Source organism: Aquamicrobium ahrensii (assembly GCF_040545755.1).
Taxonomy (GTDB): domain Bacteria; phylum Pseudomonadota; class Alphaproteobacteria; order Rhizobiales; family Rhizobiaceae; genus Mesorhizobium; species Mesorhizobium ahrensii.
Genome location: NZ_JBEPMN010000006.1, coordinates 127,085 through 141,639, shown reverse-complemented (window position 1 = coordinate 141,639; position 14,555 = coordinate 127,085). Strand labels below are relative to the sequence as shown.

The following is a 14,555-nucleotide window of genomic DNA, read 5'->3' as shown; positions in this document are numbered from 1 at the left end:
TGCCTTTTTGGCGCGACTCTGGCTGACATCGGGAATGGCGACTTTTCCGGTCGCCGCACCAAAGCCTGCGTCGATCGACCGGGCAGTCGGGAATATGGGAATAAAGCCGGTTCAACATGCTGCGTTTCATTCATTCGAGCGACCTGCATCTGGGAAAGCGTTTCGGCAATTTCTCCGGCGACCTGCCGGGCAGGCTGCGCGAAGCGCGCCATGCCGTGCTGGCGCGGCTCGGCGAACATGCGCGCGAGCACGGCGCGTCCACCATCCTGCTCGCGGGCGACACTTTCGACACCGAGACGCCGGCGCCGGACATCCGCCGGCAGGCGCTTGCCGAAATGGCGCATCATGCGCCCATCCGCTGGGTGATCCTGCCCGGCAATCACGACTCGTTGCAGGCCTCCCAGCTCTGGGCGACGCTGAAAGCCGAAGCACCTGAAAATGTCGTGCTGGTTCTCGAGGCCCGCTCCCTCGAACTGTCGTCCAACGCCGTTCTGCTGCCGGGGCCATGCACCACGCGCCGCCCTGGCCGGGATCTGACCGAATGGATGGACGGGGAAGCTTCGCCTGAAGGGACAATCCGCGTCGGGCTTGCCCACGGCGCGATCCAGAGTTTTTCCGAAGAGGCGGCGGCTTCCGAGGTGATCGCGCCCGACCGGGCGCGGCGGGCCGGTCTCGACTATCTCGCCCTTGGCGACTGGCACGGCGCGGTCGGGATCGATGCGCGCACTCGTTACAGCGGCACGCCCGAACCCGACCGTTTCAAGCACGACCGGCCGGGTGAAGCGCTGCTGGTGCATATTGCCGGCCCTGGCGCCCTGCCCGACGTGACGCCGCTTCCCACAGCAAGCTTTTCCTGGCGCACGCTGGAGCTGCATCTGCTGGAGGGCGACGATCCGGCCCGCGCGCTGGAAGCCTTGCTGCCGGAGATGAGAAAGCGACGGCAATCGCTCCTGCGCGTGGCGGCTTCCGGGCGCAGCCGCCTTTCCGGCCGCACGGCGCTGAGCCATGCGATCGAAAGCGCCGCGCCGGATTTTGCCTTCATGGACCTGGACGACACCGGTCTGGAAACGGAGTGCGAAGTCGAGGACCTCGACCGGATCGACCGGGCGGGCGCGCTGCGTGAAGCCGCGAACGCCCTGCTGGCGGAGGCCGCGGACGAAAACCGCCCTTCCGCCGAGCGCGACATCGCGCAGGCTGCGCTGACGCGCCTTTATTCCCTTGCGCAGACGGTGTCGGCATGAAGATTTCGGCGCTGCGACTGTTCAATGTGAAGCGTTTCGCCGGGCGCGGCGTTGCGATCGAAGGAATCGGCGACGGCGTCAACGTGCTTTGCGCGGCCAACGAATTCGGCAAGTCCACGAGCTTTGAAGCGCTTCACGCGCTGTTCTTCCAGCCGCATTCCAGCACATCCGGCGACGTCAGGAGCCTGCGCCCCTACAGCGGCGGCAATCCGCTGGTGGAGGCCGACATCGCGACCGCGGAAGGCTCCTTCCGCATCACCAAGCAATATTATGGCGGCCGCTGCGCGCGCGTATCCGACCTGCCGAGCGGGCGTCTGGTGGCGCAGGCGGACGAGGCTGAGAATTTCATCGCCAACCTCATCCGGGGCGGCAGCGCAGGCCCGGCCGGGCTTTTGTGGGTGCGGCAGGGCGTCACCGGTATCGAAAAGCGCAGCCGCTCGGAAGAGGACAGCGAAAAGGAGGTTCGCAAGACCCTGCTGGAGTCCGTTCAGGGCGAGGTGGAAGCCGTCACCGGCGGGCGGCGCATGGCCGATATCATGTCCGCCGCTGCGCAAGCGCTTTCCGAACTGGTCACCGCCACCGGCCGGCCCAGAACAGGCGGTCGCTATGCCGCCGCAATCGAAACCCGCGACAGGCTGGCGACCGAAGAGCGGAGGCTTGCGGCGGAGGTTGCGGCCCTGCGGGAAGCGCTCGACACGCGCGCATCCACCGCGCGGCGTCTGGCTGAGTTGGACCGCCCGGAAGACCGGCAGGAACGCCAGCAGGCGGTCGAGAAAGCGCAGGCCGCGTTCGACCAGGCCAGAGCGCAGACCGAGACGCTGAAAGCCGCGGAAGCCGGTTTGAAATTCACCCGCGAGCGCCGCGATGCGATCGCGCGCGACTTCAAGGCGATGCGGGAGGCGCTGCAGAAGGCGGAGCTTCTGCGCACCACACTGGGGGAAGCGGAACGTCGGCATGCCGAGGCTTCGGAAAAGCGGCGGGTGACCGCAGATGCAGTGGCTCAGGCCCGGGCGGACGCCGATGTCGCCGACCAGCAAGAGCAGGAAGCCCGCGACCTGCTCGCCCGGATGGATGCGGCGCTGAAGGCACGGGACGCGTCGGAGCGCCATGCAGCGCTGACAGGACGGTTGAAGGAAGCCGAGAACGCCCGTCTTGCGCTGGAGCAGGAGGAGGCCAGATATGCCGCGCTGAAGATCGATCCCAAGGGCGTCGACGATCTTCAGGCTCTTGAAATCGAGATTGCAAGATTGCACGCGCTCGAAGACGCAGCCCGCCCTTCCATCACGGTTGTCTATGAGCCCGGAAGCGTCTACCCCGTGAAGATGGACGGCACGCCGCTCAGCCACGCGGAGGAACGCCGCTATGACGAGCAGGCGCAACTTGCCGTTCCCGGCGTCGGCGTCATAACGCTGCGGTCGAACCGCCCCGTCCGCAACGACGGCCGGCTGCAACAGGCCGGGCAGAAGCGTCGGGCGCTGCTCGAGATGCTGGGCGTCAGCGGCATCGCGGCGGCAAGAGAACGGCAGGCGCAGGGGCAGAAAATCGCCATCGAGATGCAAGGGCTGCGCAGCCGCTTGTCCGCTCTCGCGCCGGACGGGCTGGCCAGGCTGCGCGAAGAGGTGACCGCACAGGAGCCGCCGCCCGTTTCGGAAGCCAGCGAAATCAAGGGTGAACCGGAACAGTTCAAAGCCGCCTATGCCAGCGCCGACGATCGCCGCAAGGCCGCGCGTCAGGCTTTGCGGGAAACGGAACCGCTCCAGCGCGCCGCAGACGAAGCATTCATGACCGCCGGGACGGACCTCGCGACGCTGCGCGCCGAAATGGCCCAGGTCGAGGCGATTCTGGGACCTGAAGATGACCGTGCGGACCGCCAGCGGGAATTGTCGGAGCAACTGGACCAGCTTGAGCAGAAAGTTCAAACGGAAGAGACGGCGCTGCAGAACCTGCGCGATGCAACCGCCGATCTGGAATCGGTCGAGGCCGCGCTGAAACGCGCCCGTTCTGTGGAGGCAGCCGCTGAGAAGGAGGCCGGCACGCTGCGCGAGACGCTCGCCGAACTGAATGGCCGCATCCGCGCCTATGCCGACGAGGCCGTCGAGGAAAAATGGCGCGAAACTGTTGATTCCCTTTCAGCGGCGAGCAGGCGTGCCGCTGCCTTCGAAAGGGAGGTCAGAACCCTGCAGCGGCTTTCATCCGCGCTTGAAACCGCACGATCACAGGCGAGCGATCTCTATCTCAAGCCGGTTATGAGCGAGTTGCGGCCTCTGATCGGCCTGCTCTTCGACGATGTCTCCATCACCTTTGACGACAGGACGCTCCTGCCGCAGACGATCCTCCGAAACGGTCAGGAGGAAGAGGTCGATCGTCTGAGCGGCGGCATGCGCGAGCAGCTTTCCGTGCTGACGCGGCTGGCCTTCGCGCGGCTGCTCGCCCGTGACGGGCGACCGGCCCCGGTGATCCTTGACGACGCTCTGGTCTATTCGGACGACGACCGCATCGAAAAGATGTTCGACGCGCTCCACCGACAGGCCCGCGACCAGCAGATCATCGTCTTTTCCTGTCGCCAGCGCGCATTTCAGAAGCTTGGCGGGAACATCCTTCTGATGACGGACTGGCAACCCTGAAATGCGGCGGACACCCTATGCTGCTCGCCCTGCGACGAAAGAAGCGTCGAGAACAGGCCCGCGCAACCCGACCCTCCAAGCTTTGGACGGTTATCGATCATCAGGCGGATCGGTTGCGGCTGGACCGCGTTTCCTGAACTGCTAAGCTGGTCGGAAAGAAGACAACCGGCTGTCCGCCGTTGCGCCAAGATCAATGCCAATGTCCGCATAGCCTTCCCCCTCCACCGAATGTTGCCAATGCGCCCGACATCTGCAACATTCGGTTGTTCAGAAAACGCGGTCCAGTCGTTAACAAGCTGGAACAGCACCAAATAAGGCCCACGCTCCGGCGTGGGCTTTTTTTGCTGGCGGATCGGAATCAGGCGTTGGCCTGTCCTTTTTGCGGAAAGGCGTGTTTGCATGCGCTCCCCGTCCGGACACGAGCCGCACGCCGAAACATTCACATATGGTTCAGCGGGGCCAGAGAACCCGGCAAGAAGGCTTGATGGATTCGCGTGCGGCGGCTACGGGATCATCTCACCAACCCATGGAGCATAAAATTGCCAAGCATCGAAAGGCCGGGCTTGTCCTTTTGGATGGCGTCGTCGGACCAGACGATCTCGGCGGCCCTCGAGCGCCTTGCCGCCATCGTCAGCGAGAATGTCGACCAGCTCGTCGACGCATTCTATTCGACTTTTCTCGTCCATGAGGAAGCCTCGGCCTATCTCAGCCATTCGGTCGTCAATCAGCGTCTGCGCTATTCGCTTCGCCAATGGCTGCTCGATCTGGTCGGCAAGGATATGCGGTCGGACACCTCCGGGTTCGAGCAACGCCAGATCAAGATCGGCGAGGTGCATGCCCGACTGAGGGTGCCGAACGATATCGTGATGGAGGGCATGACCCTTCTCAAGACCGAGATCGCTCGGCGGGTTTCCGCGCTGGGGCTGGACGCCGCCACAACGGCCGAGACGATCATCCTGCTGGGCGAGAGCATAGACTTCGCCATGCGCTACATGACGGAGGCCTATGTCTCCGACACCAGAAGCCGCGCCCAGACCGACGAGGCGTTCCGGCTTTTCTCGCTCGGACAGGACATCAATCTGGAACGGGAAACCCAGCGCGCGGCCCTGATGGAATGGAGCCAGTCGGTGCTGTTCAGCCTGCTCGGCGAAAAGTCGGAAAAGCCGGGCAATATGCTCTCTTCATCGCCTTTCGGTCTTTGGGTGAGGCACCGCGCAGCCGTTCTGTTTCAGGGCTCCACGATCCTCGGCGGCATCGAGGATCTGATCCGACAGATCGACCAGCAGACGATTCCGGCGATCTCCGACAGGGGGCCTGCGGCGATATCCGATCTCCAGCGGCGGGTCGATGAGATCAAATATCTGCTCAACGACCTGTTCCAGACGGCGGCGAACCTCGAAAACGGTCGAGACCCGCTCACCCGCACGCTCAACCGGCGCTTCCTTCCGTCCATTCTCGGCCGGGAGATATCGCTGGCGAAAAGCGCCGGTTCCCCATTCGCGCTTCTCATGGTGGATGTCGATCACTTCAAGACGATCAACGACACCTACGGCCATTCGGCCGGAGATGCGGTGCTGGGCTGTGTCGCCGAACACCTGCTCGGCGCCGTCGGCAGCAGCGACTATGTCTTCCGCTATGGCGGCGAGGAATTCCTTATCGCTCTCGTCGAAACGGACCGGACGGAAGCGCACATCATCGCCGAGCGCATTCGTCAGGGGATCGCCGCACAGAGACCGGTGGTCTCGGAAACCCGCAGGGTTGACATCACCGCCTCGATCGGCGTGGCGAGTTTCGAGGGGCATCCCGATTATCAATACATGATCAACGCCGCCGACAAGGCTCTTTACCGGGCGAAGCAGGAGGGCCGGAACCGCGTATGCATGGCGCCGGACGGGAGTTCCGGAGCAGCGGCTCCGGAAGCGCTCGTCAACAATTACGGGTGACAACCCCGATAATAAACCGCTGCGCGATCCGCCCATCAGGATCGCGCAGGAAGATGCCTCCATCGACGCCTGAAAATCAGCCTTCGAGAATTTCCTTGGAAGCGACGGTGGAATCGGCGTTGAGACGGTAGATGACCGGCACGCCGGTGCCCAGCTCCACCTTCACCACTTCCTCGCCCGACAGGCCGTCCAGCGCCATGATCAGGGCGCGCAGCGAATTGCCGTGGGCCGCCACCAGCACCGTCTCGCCGCGCAGCACATGCGGCTGCATGTCGTGCATGTAGTAAGGCCAGACGCGCGCGCCGGTGTCCCTCAGGCTTTCGCCGCCGGGCGGCGGCACGTCATAGGACCGTCGCCAGACATGCACCTGATCCTCACCCCATTTCTGCCGGGCGTCGTCCTTGTTCAGGCCAGCGAGGTCGCCATAGTCGCGTTCGTTGAGCGCCTGATCGCGGATGGTCTCCAGATCGCTCTGGCCGACCGCGTCGAGGATGTGCTTGCAGGTTTTCTGCGCGCGCTGGAGATCGGAGGTGAAGGCGACGTCGAACTTCAGGCCGCGCTCCTTCAGCTTCTGTCCGGCCGCGCGCGCCTCGTCATGGCCCTGTTCGGTCAGGTCCACGTCACGCCAGCCGGTGAACAGGTTCTTCAGGTTCCATTCGCTCTGGCCGTGGCGCACGAGCACGAGGGTTCCGGACATGTTTGCTCCTTACAGTTACGTTCCAGTGAAACGGCCCGGCTCAGAGGCCGAGCACGTCGCGCATCGAATAGAGGCCGGGCTTGCGGCCGCGCGCCCACAGGGCCGCCTTGACCGCGCCGCGCGCGAAGATCGCCCGGTCCTGGGCGTGATGGGACAAGGTGATTACCTCGCCATTGCCGGCGAGGATCACGGAATGATCGCCGGGAACCGAACCGCCGCGCAGCGTGGCGAAGCCGATGCTGCCCGCCTCGCGCGCGCCGGTGTGGCCGTCACGCACCCGCACATCGTTGCCGGAAAGGGGAACGCCGCGCCCGGCCGCCGCCGCTTCGCCCAGAAGCAGGGCCGTGCCGGAGGGCGCGTCGACCTTGTTGCGGTGATGCATTTCAAGCACCTCGATATCGAAATCCCCGGGGCCAAGCGCGCGCGCCGCCTGCTCGACCAGCAGCGCCAGCAGATTGATGCCAAGGCTCATATTGCCGGACCTGACGACGGTGGCATGGCGCGCCGCCGCCTCGATGCGGGCGTTGTCGTCCGCCGCCAGGCCGGTAGTGCCAAGCACATGGACGATGCGCGCCTGAGCGGCGTAACCGGCAAATTCCACGCTTGCGGCGGGGGCGGTGAAATCGAGCACGCCGTCGGCCCGGGCGAAGGCGGCCAGCGGATCATCGCTGACGATCACGCCCGATGGCCCGAGGCCCGCCAATTCGCCTATGTCCCTGCCGATTGCGGGCGAGCCCTTTCGTTCAACCGCCCCGACAAAACGCGCGCCAGAAGTCTCGTGAACGGCGCGCACCAGCTCCAGCCCCATGCGCCCGCCTGCGCCGACGACGACAAGACCCATATCGCTCATGTGTTTCTCCCGGAAACTTCGGATATATCGGCGCTGTCCGCCGCCGCGTCCGCCGTCAGCCCCAGACCATTGTCGCCCTGGAAGCGATAAAAGCGCGCATAGACGCTGTTCGGATCGGCCATCAGTTGCGCATGGGTGCCCTGTTCGACCACCCTGCCCTGTTCCAGCACGACGATGTTGTCGGCATTAACGACGGTGGAAAGCCTGTGCGCGATGACGATGGTGGTGCGGCCGCGCATCGCTTCGTTCAGCGCCTGTTGCACGCGCGCTTCCGACTCGTTGTCGAGCGCCGAGGTCGCCTCGTCGAGCAGCAGGACCGGCGCATCGCGCACCATGGCGCGCGCGATCGAAACGCGCTGGCGCTGCCCGCCCGACAGCGATGCGCCGTTCTCGCCGACCTGCGTGTCGTAGCCCCCGGGTTGCTGGCGGATGAACTCGTCCGCCGCCGCCAGCCTTGCAGCCAGCTCGATTTCCCGGTCGCTCGCCTCGGGGCGGCCATAGCGGATGTTGTCGCGGATCGAGCCCTCGAACAGATAGGGCTGTTGCGAGACATAGGCGATCGACTGGCGCAGCGAACGCTTGGTCACCTTCGACACGTCCTGCCCGTCAATCGTGATGGCGCCTCCATCCACATCGTGGAAACGCTGCAACAACGCCACCAGCGTGGACTTGCCAGCGCCCGAGGCGCCGACGATGGCCGTGGTCTTGCCGGGCGCGGCGACGAAGCTCACCTCGTTCAGAACCGGTTGGCCGGGCGCATAGGCGAAGGACACGTTCTCGAAACGCACTTCGCCCTGCGACACGGCAAGCGCTTGCGCATCCGGCACATCGCCCTGCCGCGGTTCCAGATCGAGGATTTCGTAGATCATGCGCGCATTGACCAGCGCGCGCTCGACATTGACCTGCGTGCGCGCCAGCCGGCGGGCCGGGTCGTAGGCCAGCAGCAAGGCGGTGATAAAGGCCATCACGTCGCCGGGCGGGTGGTTGGTCGTCGCCGCCTTGTAGGAGGCGTAACCGATAACGCCGGCTACGGCGAAGCCGGCGAGGCTTTCGGTGATCGGACCCAGACGCTCCGACACCCGCGCGATCTTGTTGTAGCGGCCTTCGGCATGGTCGACCAACTCGCCGATGCGCGCCGAAAGCTGATCCTCCATGGTGAAGGCCTTAACCACGGCGATGCCCTGGACCGCCTCCTGCATGGCCCCGATCAGATGCGAATTGACGGTGACGGATTCGCGCGTCACCGAGCGTACCCGGCGCATGATGTAATTGACCGCCCACACCAGCGGCGGGCCGACGATAATGATCGAGGCGGCGAGGAAGGGCTGCTGCCAGACCATGACGCCGATCAGGCCGACAAGGGCGACCAGATCGCCGGCGACGGAGCGCAGCGTCATGCCCATCAGATCGCGGACGCCGGCGACGTTCTCGTTGATCCGCGCCGCCAGCCTGCCGGAGCGCGTGTCGCTGAAGAAGTCCATGCCGAGCCGCATCAGATGCTGGAAAACGCGCTTCTGGTAGCGCGCCACGACATTGTTGCCGATCTTCGCCAGCGTGACCGAATAGCCGTAGGTGGCCATGCCGCGGATCAGGAAGATGGCGATGATGCCGCCGCAGATCAGCGGGGCGCGGTCGTAGCGCTGGCCAACGAAAATGTCGTCGACCAGCGGCTGCATGATCCACGCGGCGAGCCCGGCGGTGGCGGCCGAGATGAGCAGGCAGGCTATGGTGAAGGCGTAATAGCCGATATATTCGCGGCCATTCTCGGCGAAGATGCGCTTCAGCACGGCGATGATTTCACCGGGCTCTGGCTTGCTGCTTTTTGTGCCGACGCTCAAAACTCGATCCGTCGCTGCATTGACCTGATGTTGAAGACGCCGGGGTGCGTCGGGCACCCTCTTAGAGCCTTTGCGCACGTTTGCCTATGGCCGTCGCTGAAATTGCCGGCCGGAAAGCTCACGCCTGCCAGCGCCGCCCGGACGTCCCCACGCCGAAGCCGGATGGGGTTCGTGCATAGGCGGCGAGCCCCGCAAGCGCGGCCAGCGGATGGCCCACCACATAGACGGGAATGGAGCCCATCAGCGCATGGTGGGGGGCCTTGTCCTCAAAGGCCGCACGGAAATTGCCGGCCTTCAGCGCCGGCACGATCTTCTGGGCGATGCCGCCGCTCAGATAGACGCCACCGCGCGCCTTGAAGATCAGCGCCACGTCGCCCGCGACCCGGCCAAGCAGGGTGGTGAAGGTCCCGAGAGTCTCGACGGCGGTCGCATCGCTTCCGGCCAGCCCGGCGGCGGTGATGTCGGAGGGTTCGGTCAGGGCCGGCTCCCGACCATCGGCAAGAGCGATCGCGCGATAGAGATTGGTGAGGCCCCGCCCGCACAGGATATCCTCGCCGGAAACGCGCCCGTCGAGCGTCACCAGATGCGGGAACACATCATGGTCGCGCGGCGTACGCGCCCCGAGGTCGATATGTCCGCCCTCGCCGGGCACGGGAACCCATCCGCCAAAGGCGTGGACCAGTCCCGCCACGCCCAATCCTGTTCCCGGACCGAGCACCACCCGGGCGGCGTCAGGCGCCGGCCTCCCGCCGCCGATCTGTTCCATATGCTCCATGCCCAGCGCGGCGACAGCCAGAGCCTGCGCCTCGAAATCGTTGAGCAGAAGCACGTCGCCGAGACCAAGATCGGCAAGCATCCGCTTCGGCCTGATGATCCACGGACAATTGGTAAGCGGTATCTCGTCGCCTTCCACAGGGGCGGCAACCGCCAGAATGGCCGAGCGCGGCGGTTGCGCTGCGCCATCGAGCACGGCGGAGCGGATCGCCTCGTCGACACTGGCGAAATCGGCCGTCCGGACGATACGCGGCTCACCCGCTTCGGAGGCCTCATCCCGGATGATCGAAAAACGGGCGTTGGTGCCGCCAATGTCGCCGATCAGAACCGGAAACCTGAACCGTACCTCTCCACCATCCGAACCCGTCATTCTGGTCCCCGACAAGCAATCGTCTTTTCGGTCCGACGCCCGATCTGTTTGTTCCTGCCGCCATTATGCGGTGCGGGACGATTCCGCCCAGCCGCAAAATGCCCCAGCGCATTTCCGCTCCTTTGCGAATCGCGAAAACGCTCCAACTTTTTATTTTTACGCAATTCCAAACGCAAAGCCGCTTCACACTTTTGCTGGAATTGCTCTAGCGCATGGCGGGCAAAAGGAAAATGAATTTTCACCCGCGATTAAAACGATTGAAAGCGGATCGACGCCCCGGCATCCCGCGGGTCAATCGCCAGGACGGGGGAAAGGCAACGGCGCGCCGAACTCGGGGGTGGACGCAAAAGCGCTCGCGCCGGCCGGCAAACCGCCCGATGCGGCGATTGCCGCGATCGGATCGGCGCGGGTGATCATCGCCGCATTGCCGGACGGATAGGTGACAGCGGCGATCGACACCGGATCGGGCGCTTCGAGCACGGCCCGGCAGGCCTTCGGCAGCGACGACATTTTCATCACGTCGCGCGCTTTCGGCGCATCGGGGTTGGGATTCGGCCGCCACGGCTCCTCGGTGAACCACCATGCCAGCGACTTGTCGCAGCCTTCGCCTGCCGGCACGGCTTCCTGACGCTTGCAATCCGGCGAGCCGGGCTGGCAGCCGATGCGGACGTGGAAATGATAGTCATGCCCCCAGAACGGGCGGACCTTGCGCAGCCATGAGCGGTCGCCCGTCACCGTGTCGCACAGCTTCTTCTTGATGCCGGGGTGGACGAGGATTCGTTCCACCTCGCTGTAACTGGCGGCGCGCTTGAGCAGGCGCGCGTGAGCCGGCGTCCAGCGCTTCTCGACCACCCTGCGGGTCTTGGGGTCGATGAGCGAGACCGCCGACATGTTCTCGCGCTCCTGAGGCGTCAGCCGGCGGTCGGGCATGGGCGTGAACCAGATGTCGGCGTCGAGCCCGATCTGGTGCGAGGCATGTCCGGTAAGCATGGGTCCGCCGCGCGGCTGCGAGATGTCGCCCAGCAGCAGGCCCGGCCAGCCGTCCTGCACCGCGTCATGGGACAACTTCCCGATCAGCGAAATCATGGCCGGATGACCCCAGCGGCGATTGCGCGACAGGCGCATCGCCTGCCATGTCGGGCCATCGGTGGCGATGGCGACGCCGCCCGAAAAGCAGCCCTTGGAATAGAAGCCGATCGATTGCGGCTGGGTGGCGGCAGGCAGCTTGTGAGAGCCGAACAGCGTCTTGGCCAATTCCTGCGCGTCCGCCTGCTGCGGAGCCGCCGTTGCGAGAATGGAGAGCGCGGCGACCGCGACCGCGCCTTTCGTCATCTTCGCCCACAATGCTCGCATTCCAGCCTCCAGTCGGGAAAACCCGAATCACATAATGTCGCCAACTGCGCCACGATCAAGGCAGGCCCATCCTGGCTCTGGGCTCTCCCTCGGCCCAGTCGCCGTCATCCCACAGGGCGCGAAGCGCGGCGCGGTAGTCCGAAAGCCGCAAGTGGTAGCCGGCAGCCTTCAGCGCAGCGTTGGAAACGCGCTTGTTCTCGCCATAGAAGGAGCGGGCCATCGGCGTCAGCTGCGCTTCTTCAAACGGGATTTCCGGCGGCGGCTCCACCCCCATCAGTTCGGCTGCGCAGGCAACCACATCCTGCGGCGGTGCGGGCTCATCGTCGGTGACGTTGAAGATGCCGCCCTTTTCCCGTTCGGCCAGATGCGCCAGCGCACCGGCGATGTCGGCGACATGGACGCGATTGAACACCTGCCCCGGCTTGACCAGCCGTCTGGCCGTTCCGTCCCGCAGATTGACGAAGGCGTTGCGGCCGGGTCCGTAGATGCCGGCAAGGCGCAAAACAGCCACCGGACAATCCAGGGCGCGACCAAGCTCCAGCCATCGCCGCTCGGCCTCGACCCGAAGCACGGAGCGGCGCGACACGGGGCGGCAGGGCGTCACCTCGTCCACCCACGCGCCGCCGTGATCGCCATAGACACCGACCGTGGAGAGATAGCCGATCCAGCGCAAGGCCGGCATTTCATCTGCGATGACCGCGCGCGCGGCGTTCAGCACCGGATCGCCGGCCTCGCCGGGGGCCACCGAGACGACGAGATGGGTGACGCCGGCGAGCGCCTCCCTGATTTCCGCCGTCAGCACGCCGTCGAACAGAAGCGGCGCAACGCCGGCCTTGCGCAACAGGTCGAATTTTTCGACCGACCGCGTGGTGCCGGATATTGGCGCGTCTTTCGAACGCAGGCCGGCGAAGGCACGGGCCGAATAGCCCGCGCCGAAGACGAAGATTTCCTGCGTGCTCATGCCCGAACCTTTTCAGCCAAGCCCATTCCATGCATCCATTCCGCCCGCACGTCCGCGTCGGTTTCATCACGCAAGGCGGGTTGCGCAAGCAGTGAAAACTCATACTGCGGCACAAGACGCGACAAGGCCCAGACGGCTGCGCCCCGCACCAGAGGCGAAGGGTCGCGCGTCAGCTCACGCACCGCACCGACCAGACCCATCTCCCCGGAATTGCCTGCTGCGATCAGCACATTGCGCATGAAGCGGTCGCGGCCGATGCGCTTGACCGGCGAACCGGAAAACAGGATCCGGAATGCGGGATCGTCAAGCTTCAGCAGATCGGCCAGCCTTGGTTCGCGCAGATCGGCGCGCGCGGCAAGCTTCGCCTCGGAGGCCGTGCGGGCGAACTTGTTCCACGGGCAGGCGGCAAGACAGTCGTCGCAACCATAGATGCGGTTGCCCATCGCCGCACGGAACTCCGGCGGGATGGGGCCCTTGTTCTCGATGGTCAGATAGGAGATGCAACGGCGCGCGTCGAGCCTGTAGGGTGCCGGAAAGGCTTGCGTGGGACACGCATCCAGACAGGCGCGGCAGGAGCCGCAACGGTCGATGTCACGCGTATCCGGCTCCAGTTCGGCCGTGGTGAAGATCGAGCCGAGGAACAGCCACGAACCGTGCGAGCGGCTGACGAGATTGGTGTGCTTGCCCTGCCAGCCGAGCCCGGCCGCCTCGGCCAGCGGCTTTTCCATCACCGGAGCCGTATCGACGAACACCTTCACGTCGCCGCCGGCGCGCGCGACGATCTTGCCGGCGATCTCCTTGAGCCGCCCCTTCATGACGTCGTGATAATCACGGTTGCGCGCGTAGACGGAGATGGCGGCGCGGTCACGCAGGGAAAGGATGCTGCGCGGATCGTGGTCCGGGCCGTAATTCATCGCCAGCACGACGATGGAACGCACATCCGGCCACAGGACGCTTGGGCTGGCGCGCCGTTCCAGCGTCTCGGCGATCCACTCCATGGAGCCATGGAAACCGTCGTCCACGAATTGCGCAAGCCGCTCCGGCGCTTTCGGGATCGAATCGGGAGACGTCACCGCGCACAGGTCGAAACCGGCGCGCAGGGCTTCCCTGTCGATCAGCGCGCGAAGTTTGCCGGGATCAGAAGTCGAGGTCCGCATAATGCGACACCGGCGCCAGGCCGCGCACCCTGTCGGCCAGCAGCGGGCGGAAGGAGGGGCGCGACTTCACCCGCATATACCAGTCGCGCGCCGCGGCGTTGTCGCGCCAGTCGATCTCGCCCAGATAATCGAGCACCGAGAAGGCGGCGGCGGCGGCAAGGTCGGCATAGGTGAGGCGCGATCCGGCCAGCCAGTGGCGGGTGCCGGCCAGCCAGTTGGTGTATTTCAGATGTTGCCTGATGTTGGCGCGCGCAGCCCGAATGGCGGTGGAATCGGGTGAACCGCCGCCAGCCGCATCCGGCATCAGCGGCTTCAGCGCGCGCTCGCGCACCAGATGGCGCGTGACCTCGCTCTCGGTCTTTCCCAGATACCAGTCGACCAGACGCCTTATCTCGGCGCGGTCCATGGGATTTTCCGCAAACAGACGCCGGTCGCGCTTGAGCACGCCGCGCGTCTCGTCGAGATATTCGGCGATAACGGTGGCGCCCACGATCGGCACATCGCCTTCGGCGAGCAGGATCGGCAGCGTGCCGGCCGGATTGAGCGCCAGGAACTCCTTGCGGCGCGACCAAGGGTTCTCCTCAATTAACGCCAATTCCTCTCCATATTCGCCGAAAGCGATTCGGACGAAACGACAGGCAGCGGACATCGGATGATGAAAAAGCGTCAGCATGGTCCCTTGGATCAAAAAAGCGCGCCAGCACGTTTCCGGCCGCGCCAATCAGCCTCGGCAGCCCACCAACGAAC

Annotated in this window: 12 protein-coding genes; 3 read left to right on the top strand and 9 right to left on the bottom strand. The window is 65.2% G+C overall.

Going from position 1 to position 14,555, the window contains the following annotated elements; genetic code table 11:
* Window positions 1-116: 116 nt before the first annotated feature.
* Window positions 117-1,241, top strand: coding sequence for a metallophosphoesterase family protein (locus ABID44_RS10300; RefSeq protein WP_354151621.1), 1,125 nt, complete (start codon window positions 117-119; stop codon window positions 1,239-1,241).
* Entirely contained in the window at window positions 1,238-3,865 is a 2,628-nt protein-coding gene (locus ABID44_RS10295) for an AAA family ATPase (RefSeq protein WP_354151620.1), read from the top strand. The genes ABID44_RS10300 and ABID44_RS10295 overlap by 4 nt, the downstream gene beginning before the upstream one ends.
* Here the strand turns inward: ABID44_RS10295 and ABID44_RS10290 are convergent.
* Window positions 3,817-4,266, bottom strand: coding sequence for a hypothetical protein (locus ABID44_RS10290; RefSeq protein ID WP_354151619.1), 450 nt, complete (start codon window positions 4,264-4,266; stop codon window positions 3,817-3,819). The genes ABID44_RS10295 and ABID44_RS10290 overlap by 49 nt on opposite strands.
* Window positions 4,267-4,440: 174 nt before the next feature.
* On the opposite strand from ABID44_RS10290, the gene ABID44_RS10285 reads away from it, so the two are divergent.
* Window positions 4,441-5,808 (top strand): GGDEF domain-containing protein, encoded by a 1,368-nt coding sequence (locus ABID44_RS10285; RefSeq protein WP_354151618.1) that lies wholly within the window; start codon window positions 4,441-4,443, stop codon window positions 5,806-5,808.
* Between the two features lie 76 nt (window positions 5,809-5,884).
* On the opposite strand, the gene ABID44_RS10280 is transcribed toward ABID44_RS10285, so the two are convergent.
* The 8 genes from ABID44_RS10280 to ABID44_RS10245 all read right to left on the bottom strand — a co-directional run bounded on the left by ABID44_RS10280 (window position 5,885) and on the right by ABID44_RS10245 (window position 14,481).
* Window positions 5,885-6,505 carry a 2,3-bisphosphoglycerate-dependent phosphoglycerate mutase gene (locus ABID44_RS10280; RefSeq protein WP_354151617.1) on the bottom strand — a complete coding sequence of 207 codons (621 nt, stop codon included), beginning with the start codon at window positions 6,503-6,505 and terminating at the stop codon, window positions 5,885-5,887.
* Between the two features lie 40 nt (window positions 6,506-6,545).
* Window positions 6,546-7,355 (bottom strand): 4-hydroxy-tetrahydrodipicolinate reductase, encoded by an 810-nt coding sequence (dapB, locus tag ABID44_RS10275; RefSeq protein ID WP_354151616.1) that lies wholly within the window; start codon window positions 7,353-7,355, stop codon window positions 6,546-6,548.
* Window positions 7,352-9,193 (bottom strand): ABC transporter ATP-binding protein, encoded by a 1,842-nt coding sequence (locus ABID44_RS10270; RefSeq protein ID WP_354151615.1) that lies wholly within the window; start codon window positions 9,191-9,193, stop codon window positions 7,352-7,354. The genes dapB and ABID44_RS10270 overlap by 4 nt, the downstream gene beginning before the upstream one ends.
* 118 nt (window positions 9,194-9,311) lie before the next feature.
* A complete protein-coding gene (locus ABID44_RS10265) occupies window positions 9,312-10,337 on the bottom strand; it encodes a glucokinase (RefSeq protein WP_354151614.1) in 1,026 nt (341 codons plus the stop codon).
* A 291-nt stretch (window positions 10,338-10,628) separates the two neighbouring features.
* Entirely contained in the window at window positions 10,629-11,690 is a 1,062-nt protein-coding gene (gene mepA / locus ABID44_RS10260) for a penicillin-insensitive murein endopeptidase (protein ID WP_354151613.1), read from the bottom strand.
* A gap of 55 nt (window positions 11,691-11,745) precedes the next feature.
* Window positions 11,746-12,651, bottom strand: a complete 906-nt coding sequence (locus ABID44_RS10255) for an SDR family oxidoreductase (RefSeq protein ID WP_354151612.1) — start codon at window positions 12,649-12,651, stop codon at window positions 11,746-11,748.
* Entirely contained in the window at window positions 12,648-13,808 is a 1,161-nt protein-coding gene (gene queG, locus ABID44_RS10250; RefSeq protein WP_354151611.1) for a tRNA epoxyqueuosine(34) reductase QueG, read from the bottom strand. Before queG ends, ABID44_RS10255 begins: the two co-directional genes overlap by 4 nt.
* Window positions 13,789-14,481: a glutathione S-transferase family protein gene (locus tag ABID44_RS10245; RefSeq protein ID WP_354151610.1), complete on the bottom strand. Its 693-nt coding sequence runs from the start codon at window positions 14,479-14,481 to the stop codon at window positions 13,789-13,791. Before ABID44_RS10245 ends, queG begins: the two co-directional genes overlap by 20 nt.
* Window positions 14,482-14,555 lie beyond the last annotated feature (74 nt).